The following is a 22,021-nucleotide window of genomic DNA, read 5'->3' as shown; positions in this document are numbered from 1 at the left end:
TTCGGGTTGGACATTCCCGCCGGGCACGCCGGCCATGGAGTCGGCGAAGCTCAGGAACTCGAACGCCGGATCCCGCTCCAGCTCGGCAGCCGCCCAGGCGAGCCCGGCCGGATCCACGACCTGGTTGGCCACCATGATGCGATCGACCCCGAACCCCCGGACCACCTGGGCCTGCCGCGGCGTCGCCACGCTCAGCCCCCAGGCGCCCGCCGCGAGCTGCAGAGCGGCGATCTCGGCTGACATGTGCGTCTTGGCGTGCGGGGCCAGCTCCAGCCCGTGGTCACCGGCGAAGGCCGCCATCGTCGCGACGTTGTGCTCCAGCGCGTCCCGATGCACCACCATCAGCGGGAAGCCGAGCCCGCCGTCGAAGATCGACAGTCTCCGGTCGGCCTGTTGGAGGATGGCCTGTTCGAGGACGGACTGCACAGCACCCCCTTCATCCCGGTCCGACCCTATCCCAATGACCAGGAACGGATCCCACGCCCACGTCCCAAGGTCCACGAGCGCAGCCCCGGGCGCCGGCGGTCAGCCCTCGCCCAGGCACCGGCGGTCAGCCTTCGCCAGGGCGCCGGCGGTCAGGAGCGGAGCGCGCGTCCGGGGGTGGCACCGGTGAGCTCGCCCCCGGCCAGCACGCGCACGCCCGACACGAGCACGTCGTCGATGCCGTCCGCGAGCATGCGCGGCGCCGCGTACGTCGCCCGGTCCCCGACCGCGGCCGGGTCGAACACCACCACGTCGGCCGCGAACCCCGCCCGCACCAGCCCCCGCTCCGCCAGCCCGAACCGCCTGGCCGGATGCGAGGCCAGGTGCACGACGGCCTGCTCCCACGTCCAGTCCTCCAGCTCCCTGACATGCCGCCCGAGGAACCTGGCGAACGCCCCGTAGCCCCGCGGATGCGGATGCCCGCCCACGTAGATGCCGTCGGAGCCGCCGGTGTGCGAGGAATGGCGCAACATCCGGCGTACGGACTCCTCGCCTTCGGGTCCCTCGTCGGGGCGGGCGAACACCACCCCCGCCTCCAGGCGCGTCTCTGTCAGGAGGCGGCGGCAGAGCTCGCCCGGTTCGACTCCGGCCCGCTCGGCCGCCGCCACCATGGTCAGACCCTCGCTCCACTCCATGCCGGGGGCATGCGAGATGGTCAGCCGTGGCCACGACTCCGCCAGCGTCGCCCACCAGCCGTCCAACTCCCCGGAGGCGATCATCTCCAGCGCGCGGTCCGGCTCGGCGCCCGGCACGGACGGCGGCAGTGCGTACATCGCCAAGATCGTGTTGCCCCGCAGGTAGGGGTAGGTGTCGAAGGTCAAATCGACGTCCTTGGCCAGCGCGTCCTCGACCAGCGGCAGCAGCACGTCGGCGGGCCCGTGCAGGTGGGAGACGTGCGCGGCGGCGCCGGAGCGGCCGGCGATCTCGACGACCTCGGCCATGCCCACGCCGGCCCTGGCACCGTAGGCCCGCATGTGGGTGACATAGGGGAGAGCGCCGAGCGGCTCGCACAACGCGGCCAGCTCCTCGGCGGTGGCATATCGGCCCGGCAGGTATTCGAGTCCGCTCGACAGCCCGGCCGCGCCCTCCGACAGACCGCGCTCGACGCGCCGCAGCATCTTCGCCAGGTCGTCCGGTGTGGCCGGATCGGGGGACGGGCCCATGACGTCGTAGCGGATGGTGCCGTGGGGGAGCAGGTATGCGGTGTTGAGCGGCACCGCGCGGTCATAGGAGGCGAGCAACTCGCCGACGGAGAGGGATCCCTCGAACGACGGCACGTGCTCCCCGGAGCGGGATCCCTCGAACGGCGGCACATGCTCCCCGGAGTGGGAGCCCTTGGCCGGCGGGCCGTTGACGGCGGCGAAGTAGCGTGAGGCGTAGGCGACGGTCTCGGCGGACCCGGGCGCGAAGGACAACCCGTCCTGCCCCAGCACGAACGTCGTCACCCCCTGTCGCAGCGCCGCCTGCTGCACCGCCGGGTCGAAGACGGCCGCGTCGCCGTGGGCGTGGCAGTCCACGAAGCCAGGCGCGACGAACCGCCCCGCGGCGTCGATCACGGTCTGCGCCTGCGCGCCGTCCAGCCGGCCGACCGCCGCGATCCGATCGCCGTCGATCGCCACGTCCGCCCGGTACGGCGGGGCGCCCGTGCCGTCGAGCACCCGCCCACCGCTGATGACTACGTCGAACCTCACCTCAGGATTCAATCAGAGCGCGACGACACCTCCGCGCAGACGGCCGACTTGTCGATCGGTTTTACGGCCAGCAGCTCGCGCGCCTCGGCGCGGGCCATGTTCCAGCCGTTCCACGGGTCGGGCCGATCCAGCCCGTTGGCTCTGACGACGTCGGCCAGCACGCAGCTGCGCTGCGGCTCCGGCAGCCGGTCCAGGGCCGGCACCGCCTCCGCGCCGAGGTTCCCCAGGTAGTCGGAGTCCATCTTGGCGACGCCGCGCACCTCCACCTGCGTGTACGCGACCCGCAGGTCGGGGTTCACGATCGCGAACGCACCCAGGCCGATGCCGGTGATCAGGACGATCGTCCGCGGCAGCCAGCCGGAGCCGCGGCCCCCGAGCCGTACCGCCCCGGCCAGCAGCACCAGCGCGAACACCGTGCCGAGCCACCAGACCGTGGCTTGCACCGTGATCCGCAGCCTGGACAGGCCGTATGCCTCGGTATAGAGGTTCATCCGGTGCAGGGCCGAGGCCAGCACCACCATCGTCAGCCCGCAGAGCACGCCCAGCAGGCAGGCCAGCACCCAGCGCTCGCGGCGTTCGGTCTTGAGCAGCCCGCCGGCCACCGCGACCATGCCGAGCACGAACACACTGACCACCACGAGCTGGAAGAACCCCTCCCTGGCATACTCCGCGTAGGTCAGCCCCGCCGTCTTCAGCACCCACGTGTTGCCGCCGAACAGCGCCGTGATCTGCACGGCAACGAACGACGCGAACAGCAGGTTCACCGCCGTGAGCGGGATGACCCAGATGCTCTTGCTCACCGTGAACTTCGTGTCCGGGCCGACGGGGTCGACCACCGGCCGGAGCGCGACGAGCACCACGGCCGCCAGCACCACGGCGAAGACGCCGAACAGGAAGATCCGCATCGGCGCCGATTCCGCCCAGGCGGGTGCGGTGGTCAGTCGCTCCACGTAGGAGGCGAACACCGCGTCCGCCGAGCTGAACAGCAGCCCGAACACCAGCAGCAGCACCGCCGTGATGCCGAGTGCGGCGAGCATCGGCATGACGCGCCGCCTGGCCGTCAGCTTCTTCAACGGGACGGCCAGGAACCACGGCACCGGGCCCAGCGCCAGCAGCACGGACACGCCGCCCCTGATCACGCCCAGCCACCCGGCGCCCGCCCCAGACACGGCCAGCGCACCCAGCCCGGCTCCCGCCACGAGCAGAATCGCCACCAGCCAGTCGGCGTCGCGCACCGCCGCCATGGCGATCAGCCAGTACGCCGTCAGCCCGAACGCCACCGTCCACGGCGTCATCCGCCGCGCCACCGCCGGCAGCGCCGCCGCGCCCAGCACCATGGACACCAGCACGATGCCCAGCCCGACCTGTGCCTCGGGCAACGCCACCGCCGCGAACACGCCTGCTCCGGCCGCGGCGGGCAACAACCATCGGGGTGTCTCGGGCAACTCGGGCCTCGGGAACAACGGCGGCGGCACATACGGCGGCGGTGGCGCCTGCCCCCCTGCCTGCGGCACCAACCGCCCTCCCATCTGGGTCCCGGGCGGACCGGCCGCCCGGCCTACCTCCTGGCCTCCGGCCTGTGCCCATGCCTGGCCTGTGGCCTGCGCCGCCGCCGCGGCTGCGGGCTGTGCCCCTGCCTGGCCTGCGGCCTGCGCCTGCGCCTTCGCCTGCGCGGGTGCCGGTGCCGGGGCTGCGGGCTGCGGCCCTGCCTGGCCTGCGGCCTGCGGTACCGCCGGGGCTGCGGGCTGCGCTCCTGCCGGGCCCGTGGCCTGCGGTGCCGCCGAGGCTGCGGGCTGCGCCCCTGTCTGGCCTGCGGCCGCTCCCGCTGCCGCGGCTGCGGGCTGCGCTCTTGCCTGGCCTGCGGCCTGTCCCGCCGCCGCGGCTGCCAGTGGTGCCCTTGCCTGGCCTGCCTGCGCCATGGAATGGGTGGCCGCATGGTACGCCGACTGGTAGGCCGTGGCCGCCGCCCGGCGGGCCGAGCCGACGCCCATGGACGCGCCGATCGCCCCCATGACCGCGGTGCTCATGACGAGCGTGACCAACGCCATCGCATCCCCGGCGGTCACGCTGACCAGCACGGCGGCGAACATGCCGACCAGGAAGCCGATCAGCACCCCGACCACGCCACCACCGATCATCCTGGCCAACGCGCTGCCCGGCGACGGCGGACTCGGTGCGCCCAGCGCCGCTCCAGCGAGTGCACCCGGCCCCACCGCCACGGCACCGCCGCCCGCTATGGCACTGCCGCCCGCCAGGACACCAACGCCCATCGGGGCACTGCTGCCCGCCAGGGCACTGCCGCCTGCTAGCGCACCGGCGCCCACCCCGGCACCGATGCCCGCCACGGCACGACCGTCGCTTGGGGTGTTCCCGCCGGCGGTCGAGGCGCCTGCGACGTTCGCAGGACGCCTGTCGTTCGCGGCGCCGGCCGCGATCGCGGCTTCCCTGTCGAACGGAGCGCCGACGGCAGTTGCCGGGCCGCTGTCGGCCAGACGCGCGACGGTGCCGTCGCCGGCAGGCCCGGCGCCTGCCGCCACAAGCCCGTCCGGATCAGCCCCCGCGGTCATCGGGCCGGGTGCGGTTGCGAAGCGGCCGGTCACCGAAGCACCGACCCCTGTCACGACGCCCCCCTCAGCGGGCACGGCGGCCGGATCCGGCCGCGTGTCCAGCGCCGGCTGCTGCTGTTCCGCCTCTAACGGCGCGTCAGCCATCGTCGTCCTCCCTGGTAAATCGACGACCATGCGGCACCCCGCACCATCGTCGATGCGAATGGAACCCCCGTGCAGTTCGACGATCTCCTTCACAATGGCCAGCCCCAGCCCCGCGCCCCCGGAGTCGGCCGCCCGCCCCGCGTCCAGCCGGGAGAAGCGCTCGAAGACCCGCCCTCTGGCCGAGGCCGGGATCCCCGGCCCCAGGTCGGCGACGACCACTCGCACGCCGGCCCCTTCCGCCGCCCCGCTCACGGTCACCACCCCGTTCAGGGGGCTGTGCCGCACCGCGTTGTCGAGGAGGTTCGCGAGGACCTGCGCGAGCAGGTCGGGGTCGGCCCTCAGCGCCAGATCGCCCGGCGCCTGGGCCCGGATCACGACATCCTCGCGGGCCAGGGCCGCCTCGCGCACGGCCTGCTCGATCAGCGGCGCCAGCTCGATGGCCTCGGGCTCCATGAGCCGTGCCCCCGAGTCCAGCCGCGACAGGTCCAGCAGCTGCGCCACGAGCCGCCCGAGGCGCTCGGTCTGGGCGAGCGCGGTCCGCATGGTGACGGGGTCGGGCGCCGAGACGCCGTCCACGACGTTCTCCAGCACGGCGCGCAGCCCCGTGATCGGGGTGCGCAGCTCGTGGCTGACGTTCGCGACGAGCTCGCGGCGCTGCCTGTCCACCTCGCCGAGGTCGGCCGCCATCGCGTTGAACGCCCTGGCCAGCTCGCCCACCTCGTCCCGCGAGGTGGCGGTGACCCGCAGCCCGTAGCGGCCCTTGGCGATCGTCTGCGCGGCGCTGGCCATCTGGCGCAGCGGCTTGGTCATCCCCATGGCCAGGACCTGCACCATGATCAAGGCCAGGACGACGGCGACCGCGATGCGTACCTCGCGGGACAACCCGGAGTTGAGACCGACCTCGTTGACGACGAAGGCGGTCCCCACGGCCAGCACGATCACGATGCCGAGCTTGACCTTGATCCGGCCGAGGAAGTCCAGCGGCCTCATTGCCGCACCAGCGCGTAGCCGACGCCGTGCACGGTCCGCACCACGTCGGAGCCCAGCTTGCGGCGTAACGCCCGGACGTGGCTGTCCACGGTCCTGGTCGCGGCGGCCTCGGAGAAACCCCACACGTCGCACAGCAGCCGGTCGCGCTCGAAGACCTGTCCGGGCCGCTCGGCCAGACGGCGCAGCAGGTCGAACTCGGTCCTGGTGAGCTGCGCCTCGAGCCCGCGCACGAACACGCGGCGGGCCGCGGTGTCGATCTCCACCTCGCCCACCCTGATCACGGTGTCCTCGACGGCGAGCTGGGCCGCCCGCTCCACCCTGCGCAGCAACGCGTGGATCCGGGCCACCAGCTCGCGCATGCTGAACGGCTTGGCCAGGTAGTCGTCCGCGCCCACCCCCAAGCCGACCAGCACGTCGGTCTCCTCACCGAGCGCGGTCAGCATGAGCACCGGCACCGGCCTGGCCGCCTGCATCCGGCGGCACACCTCCAGCCCGTCGATGCCCGGCAGCAGCCGGTCAAGGATCACCAGGTCGGGATCCGCCTTGCCGTACTGGACGAGGGCATCCTGCCCATCGCCGGCCACCCTGACGTCGAAGCCCTCGGCGGCCAGCCGATTCCGTACGGCCAGCGCGATCGTCTCATCGTCCTCGACCACGAGGATGCGTCGCTGCTCTGCCACGTACGAAAGCCTAGAAGCGCCCTGTGCAGGCGACTACCTCCTTAGCGTGCATAAACGGTGCAGACTTGGCGGGTGAACACTGCCGGGTACCTCCGCCGCATCGGTCTGCCCCATCTCCTCAACGCCCCCGTCAGCGCTGAGAACCTGCGCGCGCTGCACGTCGCGCACATCGAGAAGGTCTCCTACGAGGCCTTGGAGATCTGGCTGGGCCGCCCCACCACCGTCGACCCCCTCGAATCCGCCGAGCGGATCATCCGGGGCCGGGGCGGCTACTGCTTCCACCTCAACGGCGCCTTCTCCGCGCTCGCCATGGCGCTCGGCTACGACGTGACCAGGCACGTCGGCGGCGTGCAGCCCCGCGGCGGCGAGGCCAACATCGACGCCAACCACCTGGTGCTGACTGTGCGCGGCCTGCCGTCGGATGACAATCCTGGCGGCGAGTGGCTGGTGGACCTCGGTCTCGGTGACGCGTTGCACGAGCCGCTGCCGCTGGTCGCGGGCACGTACCGGCAAGGACCCTTCGAGTACGTCCTGCGCCCGTCGGAGATCGCGCCCGGCGGCTGGCGGTTCGACCACGATCCCAGTGGTTCGTTCCAAGGCATGGACTTCGATGCGGCCCCCACGGACATGTCCGCGTTCGTGGAGATGCACCGCCATCTGACCACGTCTCCGACGTCCGGCTTCGTCCGCGTGGCCGCGGTCCAGCGGCGGGACGCCTGGGGTGTGGACAGCCTGCGCGGGCTCGTCCTGTCCCGCATCGGCGTCGGCGCCAACGCGGTCACGCTGAGCACGGCACGCGACTATTACGCGGCGCTGGCGGATGTGTTCTCATTGCCGCTGGACGATGTGAGTGCCGAGGAGAAGGACAAGCTCTGGCGCAGGTTGCACGACGCGCACGAAGCCTGGATGGCCGGCGGTGAGGGAGTGCCGTCGCCTGGAGGAGCGGCGGGAGCGTAGCGACCAGAGCGGGGGAAGGCGGCGGCGTATGGCGACCGAACCCGCCTCACGAAGTGAGGCCATGAACAGGGCGTGATGGCCACGGGGTGCGGACGGAGGCTATCGTGCACCTCGAAATGGGAGAGACCAGGAAGCTAGCCGGGAGATACCGGCTGCTCAACCCCCTGGGCGCGGGCTCTGTGCGCCTGGCCTTCGACGAACACGGGCACCGTGACGTCGCGGTCAGGCAGCTGCGGATCCAGCCCGAGCTGCGTGACGCGGCGCTGCACCGGGCGCGCCGGGCGATGGCGCTCCGGCACGGCTCGATCGTGCGGGTGCTCGACGTGGTGGTCGAGGACGATACGCCGTGGCTGATCATGGAGTTCGTCTCGGGGTCGTCGCTGGAGCAGACCGTGCGCTCGCGCCGCCCTCTCCCCGTCATGCAGGCGGCCAGGGCCGGCGTCGGCGTGTTGTCCGCGCTCACGGCCGCGCACGCGGCGGCGATCGTGCACGGGCACGTCGAGCCCGGCAACGTGCTGCTCACCAGGACGGGCCGGGCGGTGCTGACCGGGTTCGGGCTGCCGAGCCGCAGCACATGGCCGTCGGCGGACCTGTGGTCGCTGGGCGCCACGCTGCACTTCGCGATCGAGGGCAGGCCGCCGGGCCAGGCGCCTGCCGAGGGCCCGGACCCGCTCAGGTCGCTGATCAGGGCGACGCTGCACCCCACGGGACCGCCACCGGTCGAGGTGATCCGCGACACGCTCGAACGACTGGCCCTGGACCAGCCGCTGGATTCGCTCATCGAGTCACTGGGGCCGCTGCCGCCCGCCGAGGTGGCCGCGATCGGGCTGGCCGCGCTGGACCGGCTCGAGCGAGGGATCCACGGCGGGGTGCAGCCCGGGAACGTTCTCATGGACGCGCACGGCCGGGCGACCCTGCTCCCGTCGCTGCGTTCGGGCACCCTGCCCGCCTACACGGCTCCTGAGGGCGGGCAGAGTCCGGCGGCCGACCTGTGGTCGCTCGGGGCCACGCTCTTCGCCGCCGTCGAGGGGACGCCGCCCGCTCCGGGCGCCTCGCTGGGCAGGGCAGGCCCGCTGGCCCCGATCCTTGCCCGGCTGCTGTCGGGAAATCCGGCCGACCGCCCGTCCCTGGACGAGCTGCGCCGGGACCTGCACACCGTGGCGCGTCATTGAGATACATCGCGAGTGGGAACCAAGACAATAGGCTCACTCGTTGGATCCACGACGCAGAATGGGGAAGAGGCGGGGCACGCGCTCCGTGCTCGGACGAAGCTCGGAGGAAGTTGAGTATGTCGCCAGTCCAGAAGTACGCCATAGGCGCCGGCGCCGCGGTTCTGATCTCGCTGATCTTCCTGCCCGGATGGGTCACCCTGCTGGTCGTCCTCGGCCTGATCGCCGCCCCGGTGGTCGGCTATTTCATGCTCGACCCGTCGCAGCGCGAGCGGCTCAAGAGGGTCCGCAGGCGCGGCATCGGCCGCTGAGTCCCGATCGGCGGGGGTCGTTCAGGCCTCCGCCGCGGCCAGCGCCGACTGCACGCGCTGGGTCACCCTGCGCTCGATGTAGAACGACAGGAACGGCACCGTGCCGCCGAGCATGACGCCGAGCATGTATTGCCACGTCCAGCGTGCCTTCATGCCCAGATTCATGACCGTGAGCAGATAGATCATGTAGAACCCGCCGTGGATCGGCGCGGTGATCTTCGACATGGCCGCGTCGCCGAAACCATAACGCAGCACCATGGCGAGGCAGAGCACGAGCAGCATGACGCCGACCACGTAGGCGAGCACCCGGAAGGGCTTCAGAGCCGATTCCACGATTTAACCTTCCAGAGCCATCTGAGGGGACTTGGCGCGGTCCCGATCCGCCCGTACGGCGTCGCGGACGAAGTGGAACCACATGAAAACGGCGAATCCCGCGAAGATCCACCAGTTAGCGGCATATGCCAGATTACGCCAGGTCAGCGTGCCACCGACCTCCGGCGGCGCTACCTTGACCTGGGCCAGCGAACCGGACGGCGGCTGCGCCACCACATAACCGGTGCGTACCTTCTGCCCGGTCCACAGGTTGATCAGCTCGCCCGTGGACACCGTCTGGACCTGACCGGCCGGCAGGCCCTCGGAGCGCCGCTGCACGCTGTCGGTGCCCTGCTGCGGCCGCAGCCGCCCGGCCACCGCGACCCTGCCCTGCGGGACGGCCGACACCGCCGGGTCGTCGCTCGTGGCCACCCAGCCCCGCACCACCGGCATCAGCGTGCCGTCGTCGAGCCTGAGCGGGGTGAGCACCCAGTAGCCGTCGCCCTGCGAGGCCTTGCCGCCGGGGGCGTCGACGTCGGCCCGCCGGTCGGCCACCAGCAGCTGGCGATCGGCCTCGTAAACGCCCTCCGCCGTGACCCTGCGGCCGACGCCCTCTCCGCTCATCTGGGCGCCCACCGGGGCGAGCGTGGCGACCGTGACGGGCCCTGGGTCCGCGGCGGCCTGAGGCTTTCCCGAATCTTGGAAAACGCCGAGCTGCCAGCGTCCCAGCAGGATGAATGCGATCAGGACCCCGATCGTGAGCAGGTGCAACCCCATGACGCGGGGTGAGAGAAGGGTCCTGAGCATGCTTCAAAGCTATCCGCCGAATAGGGTGGTCCCCTCATCAGGGGTTGTCTACAGATCCCGCCAAACAGCACAAACGGCACAGCCGATCACGCTAGGCTGCTGGCCATGTCTGACCAGCACATCGACCCTGCGGGCAACACCCAGGCCTTCCGAGCGTTCGCGCACGCGCGTGAGCAGGAGGCCGCGGCGAAGCCCAAGAAGTCGCCCCTGCTGCCCATCCTCGCGATCGTCGCGGTGATCGTGGTCATCGGCGTCGCCGCCTTCCTCCTCCTCCAGTAGGCCCCGAGCCCAGGACGACCCGCCACGACGCCGTGGCGGGTTTTCGTGGTGGCCTCGCATGACCTACATTGGACGGTGAGTCCAATAGGAGGTTCCTCATGGGCGACCCAGGGTTAGTGATCGTCGGCTCCGGCTTCGCCGGGATCTGCATGGCCATCAAGCTGAAAGAAGCCGGCTACCACGACTTCGTCATCCTGGAGAAGGCCGCCGAGCTGGGCGGCACCTGGCGTGACAACACCTACCCCGGCTGCGCGTGCGATGTGCCGTCGCACCTCTACTCCTTCTCGTTCGAGCTCAACCCCGGCTGGTCCCGGATGTTCCCGCCACGAGAGGAGATCCAGGCCTACCTGCGCTCGTGTGCGGACAAGTACGGCGTGACGCCGCACATCCGGTACGGCAAGAACGTCGCCGCTCTTGAGTACGACGACGACCGCCGTGCCTGGTCGGTCACCACTGAGGACGGTGAGACCCTGCGGACGAACGCGGTGGTCTCCGCCATTGGCGCCCTCCACATCCCAAAATTTCCCGAAATTGTGGGGCGGGAGTCGTTCGCCGGTCCCGCCTTCCACTCCGCCGAATGGGACCACTCGGCGGACCTGACCGGCAAGCGGGTCGCCGTCATCGGCACCGGCGCGTCCGCTGTTCAGTTCGTCCCCCAGATCGCCCCGGCGGCCGCTCACGTGACCGTCTTCCAGCGCACACCCCCATGGCTCATCCCCAAGCCCGACTTCGCCTTCTCGCCCGGCGCACGCAGGCTCCTCCGCCTGCCCGGCGCGACCAGGACCCTGCGCAACGCTCTCTACTGGGCCCTGGAGACCAGGGCCCTGGGCTTCGCCGTGCACCCGCGCCTGATGAAGCCTCACGAGAGGCTGGCGCTCAGGCACCTGGACGCACAGGTCCCCGACCCGGAACTGCGCCGCGCCCTCACGCCCGGCTACCTGATCGGCTGCAAGCGCGTCCTCGTCTCCAGCGACTACTACCCGGCCCTGACCAGGGACGACGTCTCACTCGTCACCGACGGGATCACCGAGATCCGCGAGCGGTCGATCATGGACGCCGCGGGCGTCGAACACGAGGTGGACATGATCATCTATGGCACGGGTTTCAAGGTGGTGGACGCGCTCGCCGACCGGCGCATCGCCGGCCGCGGCGGGCTGACGATCCAGGAGGCGTGGAAGGAAGGCGTGGAGGCCTACTACGGCATCGCCACGGCCGGTTTCCCGAACCTGTTCTTCCTGCTCGGCCCGAACACCGGCCTCGGGCACACCTCCGTCGTCTTCATGATCGAATCGCAGGTCCGCTACGTCGTCGAAGGCCTGCGCCTGCTCTCCAGGACCCAGGCCAGGGCCCTCGACGTCCGTCCCGAGGCGCAGCGGGCGTTCAACCGGCGGCTGCGCGCGCGGCTCGACCCGCTGGTGTGGAACGCGGGCGGCTGCCACTCCTGGTATCTGGACGAGCATGGAGTGAACCGGACGATCTGGCCCGGGTTCACGTTCGAGTACTGGGCGCGTACCAGGCGGGTGCGGCCGGACGCGTACGAGCTCATCTACTGACGTCAGACGCCGTCGAGCAGCGCCGCCACCGCCTCGCCGGCGAAGTCGTCCGGCACGCGCAGGCCGCGGAACACCGTACGCATCCACACCGCCCCGGCCAGCAGGTCGACGATCAGCATCGGATCGGCCGACTCCTTCAGCTCACCCCGCCGCACCGCACGTTCGAAGATCTCCCGTTCCCGCGCGAACCGGTCGGCGAAGAACCTGCGCGCGTCCAGCTCCGGGTGGCGCACCGCGGCGGCCAGCGCGGTGACGGCGATGTCGCTGGCCGGAGGCTCGGTGAGCAGCCGTTTGACGGACTCGACCAGCGCCACCAGGTCGCCGCGCAGGCTGCCCGTGTCCGGGGTGTCGAACCCCAGCACGTCCGCCTCCACCAGTGCCGCCCCCAGCAACGCCGCCTTCGACGGCCACCACCGGTAGATCGTCGTCTTGTTGACACCGGAGCGCTCGGCGACCCCCTCCACGGTCAGCCCGTCGTAGCCCTTCTCGGCGACCAGCCGCAACGTCGCATCGAAGATCTCCTGCTGCTTCCTCGGCGCCATACGGGTCATTTTCTCCCGGTGAACGCCGTGGCCACGCCCAGGCCGAGGTAGACCACGCCGCTGACGTACCGCAGGGCTCTGGTCTGCCTGCTGATGCGGGTGCCGAGGGCGCCGGCCGCGCACGCGTACACGATGTCCGACAGCAGGCCCAGCAGCAGCAGCGTCAGGCCGAACACCACCACCTGCAGCGCGGGGGAGCCCGCGCCGGGGTCCACGAACTGCGGCAGGAACGCCAGGAAGAACAGTGCCACTTTGGGGTTCAGCACGTTGACCAGCACGCCTTCGAGGAAGACCTTGCGCAGCGGCTGCGGGGGCGGCGTCCGGCCTTCCTCCTGCTTGCCGGTGAACGCGCGGATCCCCAGATAGATCAGGTACGCGACGCCGGCCCACTTGACGAGGGCGAACAGCGTGGCCGACTGCGAGATGACGTACGACAGCCCCGCCGCGGCGGCGACGATGTGCACGAGCGTGCCGGCCTCCACGCCGAAGGCGCTGGCCAGGCCTGCCGATCGGCCCTGGGCGAGCCCTCTGGCGGTGATGTACAGGTGGTTCGGGCCGGGGATGAGCACCAAGACCAGCGAGGCGCTGACGAAGAAGACGTACGTGGTGGGGGAGATCATGAAGAGCAGCTTAGGTCCGCTTTGGTACGGCTCCGAGTGCCAATGGAAGGCCAATTTCATGGACCAATCGACTGTCGGTGCGGCGTGGCATAGTTGCTGACGTGAACGGTCTTCTCGTCGGGCGCTCAGCGGAGCTGGCCAGACTCGTGCGGGTGCTCCAGTCTGCCGTCGAGGGCACGGCCGGCGTCGCGCTCGTCGGCGGGGACGCGGGCATCGGCAAAACCCGGCTGGTCTCCGAGCTGGTCGAGCAGGCCCGCGAGCGGGGTGTCCACGTGCTGGTCGGCCAGTGCGCCGAGCTGGGTGACGCGCTGCCCTACCTGCCGCTGGCCGACGCCCTGCGCGGCGCCCAGCCGCCCGTGCGCGAGGCCGCCGCCGCGCATCCCATGCTGGGCCAGCTGCTGCCCGGCACCGAGAGCGCGCCCTCGACCGGGCTCACCCAGCAGCGGCTGTTCGGCTCGCTGCTCGGGTTGCTGGCCGACGTGCAGCCGGTGCTGTTCGTGATCGAGGACCTGCACTGGGCCGACCGCTCCACCCGCGACCTGCTGGTCTTCCTCAGCCGCATGGTGCAGACCGAGCAGGTCTGCGTCGTGGGCACCTACCGCACCGACGACATCCACCGCCGTCATCCGCTGCGGTCCGTGCTCGCCGAGCTCAAGCGCCTGCCCACGGTGACCAGCGTCGAGCTGGGGCCGCTCGGGACGGGCGACCTGTCGGACTACGTGGCCACGCTGGGCGAGGTCGACGCCCGCGAGCTGGGCGAGATCGTCGAGCGGGCCGACGGCAATCCGTTCTACGCCGAGGAGCTGTTCGCGGCCGTGGCGGAGGGCGACAACCTGCCCGACGGGCTGGCCAGTCTGCTGATGTCCAGGGTCGAGGTCCTGCCCGAGCCCGGCCAGCAGGTGCTTCGGGCCGCCGCCGTGGCCGGGCGGCGGGTGGAGGACGAGCTGCTGAGGGAGGTGTCGGGGCTGCCGCTGGCCGAGTTCGAGGAGGCGGTCAGGGAGATCGTCTCGCGCGGGCTGCTCAGGGTCGACGGCTTCGGCTATGCCTTCCGCCACGCGTTGCTGCAGGAAGCGGTCTACACCGACCTGCTGCCCGGCGAGCGTACCCGGCTGCACGCCGCCTTCGCCCGCCTGCTGACCTCCCCTGCCGAGCTGGCGCACCACCACCTCGCCGGCCACGACCTGGCCGGCGCGCTCGCGGCCTGCGCCGAGGCGGGTCGGCTGGCCGAGCGGCTGGGCGCGCCCGCCGAGGCGCACAGACACTACGACCAGGCGCTGAGCCTGTGGGATCGGGTGGACGAGGCGGAGGAGCTGGCCGGTGAGAGCCGGACGGCCTTGGCCTTCCGCAGTGCGGTGATGGCGGCCGACAGCGGCGACAACCACCGGGCCGTCGTCCAGTTGCGTGCGTTGCCGCAGACGTCCGAGGTCAGCGAGCGTCTGGCCTACTACCTCTACGAGACCGACGATCAGCCGGGCGCCATCGCGGCGGCCGAGCGGGCGGTCGAGAGCGCCGAGGACCCGGCCTCCCTCGCCCGCGCGCTGGCCACCCACGCCCGCACACTGCTCTGGAGCCCGCGTCACCGGGAGGCGGAGGTCCTCGCCATCAAGGCGCTGGAGACCGCCCGCTCGGCCGGAGCCAAGGACGCCGAGGCAGGCGCGCTGATCGTGCTGGCCTCCTACTTAGAGCGCAAGGGCGACGTGGACAAGGCGCACGACCTGCTCGAGCTCGCCTCCGGAGAGAGCTCAGGCGACCTCGCCATGGACCTGCGGGCCCGCTTCCATCATGCCCGGATCCACCACGAGCAAGGATTCCTGGCAGCGGCCGCCGAGATGGCCGACGACGGCATCCGCATGGCCGTCGACACCGGGCTCAAGTGGAGCACCTACGGCACCGACCTGCGCTTCCTGCGCTTCCTCATCCACTACGTGGCGGGCGAGTGGGACCAGGCGGAGACCGTGGCCGCCGGCTTCCCCGTGCGGGTCGGCACGATTCATGAGGCGACCCTGTCGTCGTTCGCGCTGTTCGTCGAGGTCGGGCGGGATCTGCCCGCGGTCGGGAGCCGGCTCGGCTGGCTGCGGCCGTTCTGGTCCGACGAGTTGGTCGGCTACATTTCCAGGGGTCTGGCGGCCGAGCATGCTCTGTGGCACGGCGATCCGGCCGCGGCGCTGGAGCACGTGCACGAGGTCCTGGCGATGCTGATCCCGGGCGAGCACGGCGTGTTGCGGGTGGCCACCGTCGGGCTGTGGGCGCTGGCCGAGCTCGGCACCACCGAGGGCGCCGACGACCTGCTGGAGCGCGTCCGCTTCGTCGTCGAGCGCGGCCTTACCGGCGAGCGCGGGCATCTGGGGTCTGAGGGGATCGCGTGGGCGCTGCGGGCCGAGGCGGAGTGGCACCGCGTCCACGGCCGCCATGACGTGGAGTCGTGGCGGAAGGTGGTCTCGGCGTTCGACTTCGGCTTCGTCTACGAGGTGGCGCGGGCCCGCTGGCGCCTCGCCGAGGCGCTGCTCGCGGCCGGTGACCGGGCGGCGGCGCAGGCGGAGTGGGAGCTGGCCAGGGAGACGGCGGGCAAGTTGCGGGCGGCGCCGTTGGAGAGCGCGCTGCTGGAGTTCGGGCGGCGGGCCCGGTTCGGCATCGCCGGCGGCGGGGGTCCAGGCGGCGCCGAACGGCAGGGCGACGGCGGGTTGACGGCTCGGGAGCTCGAGGTGCTGCGGCTGGTCGCCGAGGGCCTCACCAACCGGGAGATCGCGGAGCGGCTGTTCATCGCCCAGAAGACGGTGAGCGTGCACGTCTCCAACATCCTGGGCAAGCTGGAGGTCTCCACCCGCACCCAGGCGGCCGCGGCAGCACGCCGGCGAGGACTGCTGACATAGTGCGGCGGGTGTGCATCAGTGCACAGCAGCGAGCTCGTGCGGACCGCCGCCGGGTGCCGGGCCGTCAGCTGGTGATCGTCAGGTCGCGCATCAGGAAGTAACTCGCGTGGTCGGTCTGCAGGTAGGCGTGGAACTTCTCGGCCCGGGCCTTGGCCGACTTGTCCGCGGTGACGATCGTGATGATCAGATACTTCTTGGACGAGCTCGACCGGATCTTCCCGTACGCGTACGTGGTGTGCGCCTTGTCCTTGCGCCACGTCACCGCGTCCGAAGTGAGCTTGGACAGCCGCGTGGCGGTGTTCTTCGCTGCCTTCTCGTTCGGGAACGACATCATGAGCTGCACCGCCTTGAGGTGCCCGCCGTATGCCGAGTACGCGACCTCGATGGCGCGCTCGCAGTCGTACTTGGCCAGCACGCCCTCGCCGTCCAGCGGGTCGCAGGAGTTGTACGTCCAGCCGCCGACCTTGTTGGCGTTGAACTTGACGCCGCCCAGGCCGAAGCTCCAGTCGTCGAACTCGTTGTGCGTGAGCGGCGAACCCGGCTGGGCCCGCTTCGACGTGGGCGTGGGGTCGGTGGGGGCCGTGCTGGGCTCGGACGTGGGCGGGTCCGACGGGGTGGTCGAGGGCGGGTCCGACTGCTCGGGCGTCGCCGTGGGGACGGAAGGCGCGGTGCTCTGCAGGGCCACGGTCGTCGCCGGGCCGGAAGAGTTGAGGTAGAAGACCGCGCCGATCGCGCCGCCGCCCAGGAGGAGCACCCCTAAGGCGACCGAGAGCCCGATGATCAGGCCGTTGTTGCGCTGGGGCGGCGGGCTGAACTGCCGGCCCGGGCCAGGCTGGGGGTACTGGCCCTGCGGGTATGGGTTCTGCGGCCCGTAGGGGCCCTGCTGCCCGGATGGGTTCTGCTGGCCATACGGGTTTTGCTGCCCAGGTGGGTTCTGCTGGCCGTACGGGTGTGGCTGGCCCGGTGGGTTCTGCTGGCCGTACGGACTCTCTTGTCCAGGTGGGCCCTGCCGGCCGTAGCCGGGCTGCGGGACCGTCGGTCCCGGCTGGTTGGGGCCGTATCCCGGTTGCGGGGGCGTCTGGCCGTACCCAGGCTGGCCGGGGCCCTGCGGTGCTCCCTGTGCCTGCGGGCCCCACGGCCCTTGTGGCTGCTGGGGCTGCGGAGGCTGTGGAGGGTATGCCATCCCCCCATTCTGGTGCAGACCATAACCATGTGCCCCAACTACCCCAGCAAAATCTGGCCTGGTGCTGGTGGCTGTACTACGATCCGAGGTGCGGCGGTGCTCTCCCGCCCAACCCCCTGAGCGCGCTCCCACGCGGCGCGCCGGCAGCGGGGGCAAAGGGGACGTGACGCGCCTCGGGAGCGGTGGTCTGACCGGCAGGCGATCCTTTCGCGGCCGCCACGGGCCGCGGGCGTGGGCCGGGTCCTGGCGATGGTCGCAGGAAGAGCCGTCATGACCAGCAAGAAGCAGCTCAAGGCCCGCATCCGCGCCCGGATGGCCAAGACCGGCGAGAGCTACACGACAGCCCGCGACCATGTGCTGGGCCAGGCAGAGGCGCGTTCCGACGTGGGCTGGCGGTTCGTCGGCGGGCGTGATCCGTCCAGCGCGGCGATCACCTCCGTCCTGGTCAACCAGGGCGCCTCCGTGAGCGAGCCGCTGGTGTTCCTGGCCGGGGGCGGCATCGGCGCGGGCTACATCCTGTGGGAGTTCAAGCACGACGATTCCCGCCACGTGACCCTGGGCTTCCGCAACCAGTGGCAGTACCACGACCGGTGGATGGCCAAGACACTCGGCCGGCTCGGGGTCCCGTACGAGGAGCACCGGACGGCCGGAGCTCGGGCCGCCAGTGATCGGCTCGCCGCCGAGCTGGACGCCGGGCGGCCGTGCGTGATCCTGCCCGACCGCTACCACCTCGGCTACTGGCAGCTGCCCGCCGCGCTCGACGGGCACGGTGGCGGCCCCGTGGTGGCCTATCGGCGTGACAAGAGCGGCGTTTGCCTCGACGACCGCGGCCAGGCGCCGATCCGCATCCCGCGGGAGCGGCTGGACGCCGCGCGGGCGCGGGTGCCGTCGTACAAGAACGTCATGCATGTGCTCGGCGACGCCAAGCTGGACGAGGCGACGCTGGCGGACGCGGCTCGCGAGGGTCTGCGGGACTGCGCCACGCATCTGTCGGCGCCCTCGGACTCGTTCTCGCTGCCGGCCTGGCGGAAGTGGGCGCGGCTGCTGACCGACACCCGCAACGCCAAGGCCTGGCCCAAGGTCTTCGCCGACGGCCGCGGCCTGGCCGACGCGCTGCTGTCGTTGTGGGAGGGCGCGGAGCCGGTCGGCATGGACGGCGGGAACCTGCGCGAGTTGTTCGCCGACGCGCTGGACGAGGCGGCGCTCCTGCTGGACGAGCCGGAGCTGGCCGGGCTGGCCGGCCGGTTCAGGGAGATCTCCGCCCTCTGGCACGGGCTGGCCGAGGCGGCGCTCCCGGCCGAGGTGCCGGAGTTCGCCCGCGTCCGCGAGCTGACCGCCGCGATCAAGGAGAGCGTCATGGCGGACGGCAGCGCGGGCGGGGAGGAGGCGGCCGAGACCGGCCGGCAGTTGTGGCAGGCACGGGCCGCCGCGAACGAGTCACTCGCCGCCACCGACCCGTCCGAGCTGTTCGCCGAGCTCAGCGCCCGCCTGGGCACCATTCACGAGGCGGAGACCGCCGCGATTCGCCACTTGTCGGAGCTCATCAGCTGAGACTTCTGGAAGTTCGGCGTCCGGCCGGTTGACTTCAAGCCGACTTGAAGTCGCATGCTGGCTGCCATGTCGATGACAGAACTCATCCAGTTGCTGGACGCCGCCGACGCCATGCCGGCCGCCGACGCGCTGCGTGCCCGCTCGTACGAGCTGCTCGACCTCCAGGACGGGGCGGGCGTGGTGGACGTGGGCTGCGGCGCCGGGCGGGCGGTCGGCGAGCTGGCGGAACGCGGTGCGCGGGCGATCGGCGTCGACCTCAGCGAGGAGGTGATCGCGGTGGCCCGCGGCCGGTGGCCCGACGCCGACTTCCGCGTCGGTGACGCCTGCGACCTGCCGCTCAAGGACGGCGAAGTGGCCGGGTATCGGGCCGACAAGGTCTTCCACCTGCTCCCCGACGGAGCGGCGCGAAAGGCCGGAGAGAGCGAGGGACGAGCCAACGGAGGCCGCAGCAAGCGCGACCATGGGCACGCCGCCAAGGCGCTGGCCGAGGCCAGGCGGGTGCTCGTGCCGGGCGGGCGGGTCGTGCTGGTCGGCCAGGACTGGGACACACAGGTCATCGACTCCGACGACCCGGCGCTCACCCGCGCCATCGTGCACGCCCGCGCCGACCTGATCCCCAACCCCCGTGTCGCCCGCCGTCACCGTAACCTGCTGCTCGACGCCGGATTCGACGACGTGACGGTGGAGGTGCACACGGCCGTCTTCACCGACGCCACGATGGTGCCGCTGCTCGCACGGACCGCCGCGGCCGTCCGTGCGGCCGGGGCCATCACCGCCGAGCAGGAGAGTGTCTGGGTGGCCGAGCAGGCGGAGCGCGCCCGGTCCGGCCGCATGTTCCTGGCCTTGCCGCTCTTCATGGCGGCGGGCCGCGCGTAGGGTGCGTCAGTGCGGTGGTGGCTTGCCCTTGGGCGGGAACACCTGCAGGGCCGCCTCCAGCGCGGTCGTCTCCTCCGGGGTGAGCCGTTCGAGGAAGTGCACGAGCGTGGCGGCCTGGTTGCCGCTGCCGGCCAGCGCGCTGCGCATGAGGTCGGCGGTATAAGCCTCCTTCGAGGCGACCGGCTCGTACACGTAGGCCCGGCCCACCGCCCGGCGCTTGAGCAGGCCCTTGGTATGCAGCTTGTCCATCACGGTCATCACGGTGGTGTAGGCGATCTGGCGCTCCTGCCGCAGCTCCTCCAGCACGTCACGGACGGAGGCAGGCCGGCGGCGCGCCCACATGTGATCCATGATGGTGGACTCGAGCTCGCCCAACCCGCGCGTCATGTCGTCAATGCTACCGGCCGTCGTAGTCGCGCGCCCTCATCGCGACGGGAGCGAGGCGGCCACCCGACTGGCAACTAACGTGCGTAGTAGTAACGGCGTCACCACGGTGGTGGAGGGCGATCTGCGACGCCCGGGGGAGATTCTGGACAACGCCGAGGTCGCGGAGTTCCTGGACTTCGGCAAGCCGGTCGGGCTGCTGCTCGTCTCCGTTCTGCACCATGTCAACGACGACGAGGACCCCTGGCGGTCCCGAGCGGAGATCATGTCGTACTTCGGCGACATGGAGCTCCTCGAGCCTGGTCTGGTGCCGCTGGCCGACTGGCGCTCCCAGCCGGACGACCTGATCCGCCAGGACCTGACCCGCTACAACGTCGTGGCCGGCGTCGCCTGCCGGACCTGAGGCCGCCGCGATCGGGCAACGCCAGGCGATCATGCCTGCCCTTCTCCCCGCCGATCTTGCCGACGGCGTGCCGCCCTCCGTTCCACGTGATGTCACGGCATGGAACGGCCTAGGTGGTGAAGGCGCCTCCGTCCGAGACGGCGCCGGGAAAGGGGAGGAATCATGGAGACACCGCAGGCGCCGGCGCGGCCCGACCTCGTCGCGCTCAAGGAACGCCAGCGTTTGGGGTGGGAGTCCGGCGACTACGCACGCGTCGGCGTCACCTTGCAGCTCATGGCGGAACGCCTGGTGGAGGCGGCCGGCGTACGCGCCGGGCAGAGCATCCTGGACGTGGCCTGCGGCCAGGGCAACGCGGCCATGGCCGCAGCGCGGCGCTTCGCCGCCGCGACCGGCGTCGACTACGTGCCCGGCCTGCTCGACCAGGGCCGCGAGCGGGCGGCGGCCGAGCACCTCGAGGTGACCTTCAAGGAAGGGGACGCGGAACAACTGCCGTGCGCCGAGGCGTCCTACGACGTCACGCTCAGCACGGTCGGCGTGATGTTCGCGCCCGACCAGGAGCGGGCCGCGGCCGAGCTGGTGAGGGTGACGCGGCCGGGCGGGACGATCGGGCTGGCCAGCTGGACGCCTGACGGGCTGGTGGGGGTGCTCTTCCGGACGATCGGGACGTACGCGCCGCCCCCGCCGCAGGTCAGGTCCCCGATGCTGTGGGGCACGCAGGGGCGGCTGCGGGAGCTGTTCGGCGACGAGGTCGAATGGGTCGCGCTCAAGACGCGGACGTTCGAGTTCTGCTATCGCTCGCCTGAGCACTTCGCGGAATGGTTCCTGGCGAACTATGGGCCGATCCATCGCCTGGCAGGCACCATGGACGAGGCCACGCGGGCACGTTTCGCCGCGGACCTGGCCGAGGTGCCCAAGAAGTTCAACCGGGCCGACGACGGGACCGTGCTGGCGGCCGGCGAATATCTGGAGGCCATTGGCATTCGCCGCTGACGCGCGTGCTCACCGTCCCCGGAGCTCGACCAGCGGGGGGCCGCCCGCTGGTCAGCCGTGGACGGCGACGGGGACGGTGCCGGCCGAGCTCGCCATCGCCGGATCACAGGGCCCCGGCGGTGGAGTGGTCTTGGGGTTAGCGGGGCGTTGGTGCTCAACGGTCGCAGCGACGTCGCACCGGCCACCCGGTCGCGGGTGCAGTCCTTGCTGGTGGAGCACGGCTAGATCCCTCGCTTATCGCACCAGAACCAGGCTGCGGGCTCGGCCACGGTCGAAGTGTGGGTGGACGGGAAACTCTCCGCCTACGCCACTGAGATCATCAAGGGTGCGATCGAGGCCGGCGCCGAGTCGGAGGCGGCGGGTGCGCCATCGCCGCCATGCAGGTCGCCAGGAACCGCGGCCTGCGCATCCCCGAAGACCTCAGCGTGGTGGGCTTCGACGACACCGAGATCGCCACCATGACCTCGCCCCAGCTGACGACCGTACGCCAGCCGCTGCGCGAGATGGGGATGGTCGCCCTGCGTACGGCGCTGCGCCTGGCCTCCGGCGAGAGGATCGAATCCAACCACATCGAACTCGCCACTGAACTGGTCATACGCGAGTCGAGCCTGGCCGCCTGACGACCGCCCGACCGGACGACGGCGTGCCGCGACCGCACA

The 22,021-nt window shown here is 71.4% G+C and carries 21 protein-coding genes; 11 read left to right on the top strand and 10 right to left on the bottom strand.

Annotated features, from left to right (window positions below; translation table 11 throughout):
* From ACTWQA_RS42770 to ACTWQA_RS42755, 4 genes are all read right to left on the bottom strand, one after another.
* On the bottom strand, nt 1-426 hold a 426-nt coding region (locus ACTWQA_RS42770), incomplete at its 3' end, for an alanine racemase (protein ID WP_443164598.1).
* Between the two features lie 149 nt (nt 427-575).
* Nucleotides 576-2,174 (bottom strand): N-acyl-D-amino-acid deacylase family protein, encoded by a 1,599-nt coding sequence (locus tag ACTWQA_RS42765; RefSeq protein ID WP_443164597.1) that lies wholly within the window; start codon nt 2,172-2,174, stop codon nt 576-578.
* A gap of 8 nt (nt 2,175-2,182) precedes the next feature.
* Nucleotides 2,183-5,875, bottom strand: coding sequence for a DUF4153 domain-containing protein (locus ACTWQA_RS42760; RefSeq protein WP_443164596.1), 3,693 nt, complete (start codon nt 5,873-5,875; stop codon nt 2,183-2,185).
* Nucleotides 5,872-6,555 carry a response regulator transcription factor gene (locus ACTWQA_RS42755; protein ID WP_327585266.1) on the bottom strand — a complete coding sequence of 228 codons (684 nt, stop codon included), beginning with the start codon at nt 6,553-6,555 and terminating at the stop codon, nt 5,872-5,874. The genes ACTWQA_RS42760 and ACTWQA_RS42755 overlap by 4 nt, the downstream gene beginning before the upstream one ends.
* 72 nt (nt 6,556-6,627) lie before the next feature.
* Between ACTWQA_RS42755 and ACTWQA_RS42750 the strand changes: the two genes are divergently transcribed.
* The 3 genes from ACTWQA_RS42750 (at nt 6,628) to ACTWQA_RS42740 (ending at nt 8,992) form a co-directional block, all read left to right on the top strand.
* The gene (locus tag ACTWQA_RS42750) at nt 6,628-7,512 is read left to right on the top strand and encodes an arylamine N-acetyltransferase family protein (protein ID WP_443164595.1); all 885 of its coding nucleotides are present in this window, start codon (nt 6,628-6,630) and stop codon (nt 7,510-7,512) included.
* 104 nt (nt 7,513-7,616) lie between these two features.
* Nucleotides 7,617-8,684: a protein kinase domain-containing protein gene (locus tag ACTWQA_RS42745; RefSeq protein ID WP_443164594.1), complete on the top strand. Its 1,068-nt coding sequence runs from the start codon at nt 7,617-7,619 to the stop codon at nt 8,682-8,684.
* 116 nt (nt 8,685-8,800) lie between these two features.
* Nucleotides 8,801-8,992, top strand: coding sequence for a hypothetical protein (locus tag ACTWQA_RS42740; RefSeq protein ID WP_443164593.1), 192 nt, complete (start codon nt 8,801-8,803; stop codon nt 8,990-8,992).
* 21 nt (nt 8,993-9,013) lie between these two features.
* On the opposite strand, the gene ACTWQA_RS42735 is transcribed toward ACTWQA_RS42740, so the two are convergent.
* Nucleotides 9,014-9,325: a DUF3817 domain-containing protein gene (locus ACTWQA_RS42735; protein ID WP_327585263.1), complete on the bottom strand. Its 312-nt coding sequence runs from the start codon at nt 9,323-9,325 to the stop codon at nt 9,014-9,016.
* A gap of 3 nt (nt 9,326-9,328) precedes the next feature.
* A complete protein-coding gene (locus tag ACTWQA_RS42730; RefSeq protein ID WP_443164592.1) occupies nt 9,329-10,111 on the bottom strand; it encodes an SURF1 family protein in 783 nt (260 codons plus the stop codon).
* Nucleotides 10,112-10,216: 105 nt separating this feature from the next.
* Between ACTWQA_RS42730 and ACTWQA_RS42725 the strand changes: the two genes are divergently transcribed.
* Nucleotides 10,217-10,390 (top strand): hypothetical protein, encoded by a 174-nt coding sequence (locus ACTWQA_RS42725; RefSeq protein ID WP_305919153.1) that lies wholly within the window; start codon nt 10,217-10,219, stop codon nt 10,388-10,390.
* A gap of 98 nt (nt 10,391-10,488) precedes the next feature.
* Nucleotides 10,489-11,943 carry a flavin-containing monooxygenase gene (locus ACTWQA_RS42720; RefSeq protein ID WP_443164591.1) on the top strand — a complete coding sequence of 485 codons (1,455 nt, stop codon included), beginning with the start codon at nt 10,489-10,491 and terminating at the stop codon, nt 11,941-11,943.
* 2 nt (nt 11,944-11,945) lie between these two features.
* Here ACTWQA_RS42720 and ACTWQA_RS42715 read toward each other — a convergent pair whose 3' ends face one another.
* Nucleotides 11,946-12,485, bottom strand: coding sequence for a TetR/AcrR family transcriptional regulator (locus ACTWQA_RS42715; RefSeq protein ID WP_443164590.1), 540 nt, complete (start codon nt 12,483-12,485; stop codon nt 11,946-11,948).
* Nucleotides 12,486-12,490: 5 nt separating this feature from the next.
* Nucleotides 12,491-13,105, bottom strand: a complete 615-nt coding sequence (locus ACTWQA_RS42710; RefSeq protein WP_305919150.1) for a LysE family translocator — start codon at nt 13,103-13,105, stop codon at nt 12,491-12,493.
* A gap of 101 nt (nt 13,106-13,206) precedes the next feature.
* On the opposite strand from ACTWQA_RS42710, the gene ACTWQA_RS42705 reads away from it, so the two are divergent.
* Nucleotides 13,207-15,975, top strand: a complete 2,769-nt coding sequence (locus ACTWQA_RS42705; RefSeq protein WP_443164589.1) for a helix-turn-helix transcriptional regulator — start codon at nt 13,207-13,209, stop codon at nt 15,973-15,975.
* 64 nt (nt 15,976-16,039) lie between these two features.
* Here ACTWQA_RS42705 and ACTWQA_RS42700 read toward each other — a convergent pair whose 3' ends face one another.
* Nucleotides 16,040-17,158: a hypothetical protein gene (locus tag ACTWQA_RS42700; protein WP_443164588.1), complete on the bottom strand. Its 1,119-nt coding sequence runs from the start codon at nt 17,156-17,158 to the stop codon at nt 16,040-16,042.
* Nucleotides 17,159-17,428: 270 nt separating this feature from the next.
* Between ACTWQA_RS42700 and ACTWQA_RS42695 the strand changes: the two genes are divergently transcribed.
* Both ACTWQA_RS42695 and ACTWQA_RS42690 read left to right on the top strand, forming a co-directional pair.
* Entirely contained in the window at nt 17,429-18,709 is a 1,281-nt protein-coding gene (locus tag ACTWQA_RS42695; protein WP_443164587.1) for a BtrH N-terminal domain-containing protein, read from the top strand.
* A gap of 66 nt (nt 18,710-18,775) precedes the next feature.
* Complete coding sequence (locus ACTWQA_RS42690; RefSeq protein ID WP_443164586.1) at nt 18,776-19,585, top strand: methyltransferase domain-containing protein; 810 nt, start codon at nt 18,776-18,778, stop codon at nt 19,583-19,585.
* Between the two features lie 6 nt (nt 19,586-19,591).
* Here the strand turns inward: ACTWQA_RS42690 and ACTWQA_RS42685 are convergent, their stop codons facing one another.
* The gene (locus ACTWQA_RS42685; protein WP_443164585.1) at nt 19,592-19,972 is read right to left on the bottom strand and encodes a BlaI/MecI/CopY family transcriptional regulator; all 381 of its coding nucleotides are present in this window, start codon (nt 19,970-19,972) and stop codon (nt 19,592-19,594) included.
* Nucleotides 19,973-20,051: 79 nt separating this feature from the next.
* Here ACTWQA_RS42685 and ACTWQA_RS42680 point away from each other — a divergent pair, with 79 nt between their 5' ends.
* From ACTWQA_RS42680 to ACTWQA_RS42670, 3 genes are all read left to right on the top strand, one after another.
* Nucleotides 20,052-20,372 (top strand): SAM-dependent methyltransferase, encoded by a 321-nt coding sequence (locus ACTWQA_RS42680; protein ID WP_443164584.1) that lies wholly within the window; start codon nt 20,052-20,054, stop codon nt 20,370-20,372.
* 162 nt (nt 20,373-20,534) lie between these two features.
* Nucleotides 20,535-21,362, top strand: coding sequence for a class I SAM-dependent methyltransferase (locus tag ACTWQA_RS42675; protein ID WP_443164583.1), 828 nt, complete (start codon nt 20,535-20,537; stop codon nt 21,360-21,362).
* A 377-nt stretch (nt 21,363-21,739) separates the two neighbouring features.
* The gene (locus ACTWQA_RS42670) at nt 21,740-21,982 is read left to right on the top strand and encodes a substrate-binding domain-containing protein (RefSeq protein ID WP_443164582.1); all 243 of its coding nucleotides are present in this window, start codon (nt 21,740-21,742) and stop codon (nt 21,980-21,982) included.
* Nucleotides 21,983-22,021: the final 39 nt, after the last annotated feature.

The sequence above is a fragment of the Nonomuraea sp. 10N515B genome, assembly GCF_052245915.1.
Classification (GTDB): domain Bacteria; phylum Actinomycetota; class Actinomycetes; order Streptosporangiales; family Streptosporangiaceae; genus Nonomuraea.
This window is presented reverse-complemented; position numbering and strand designations above follow the sequence as displayed.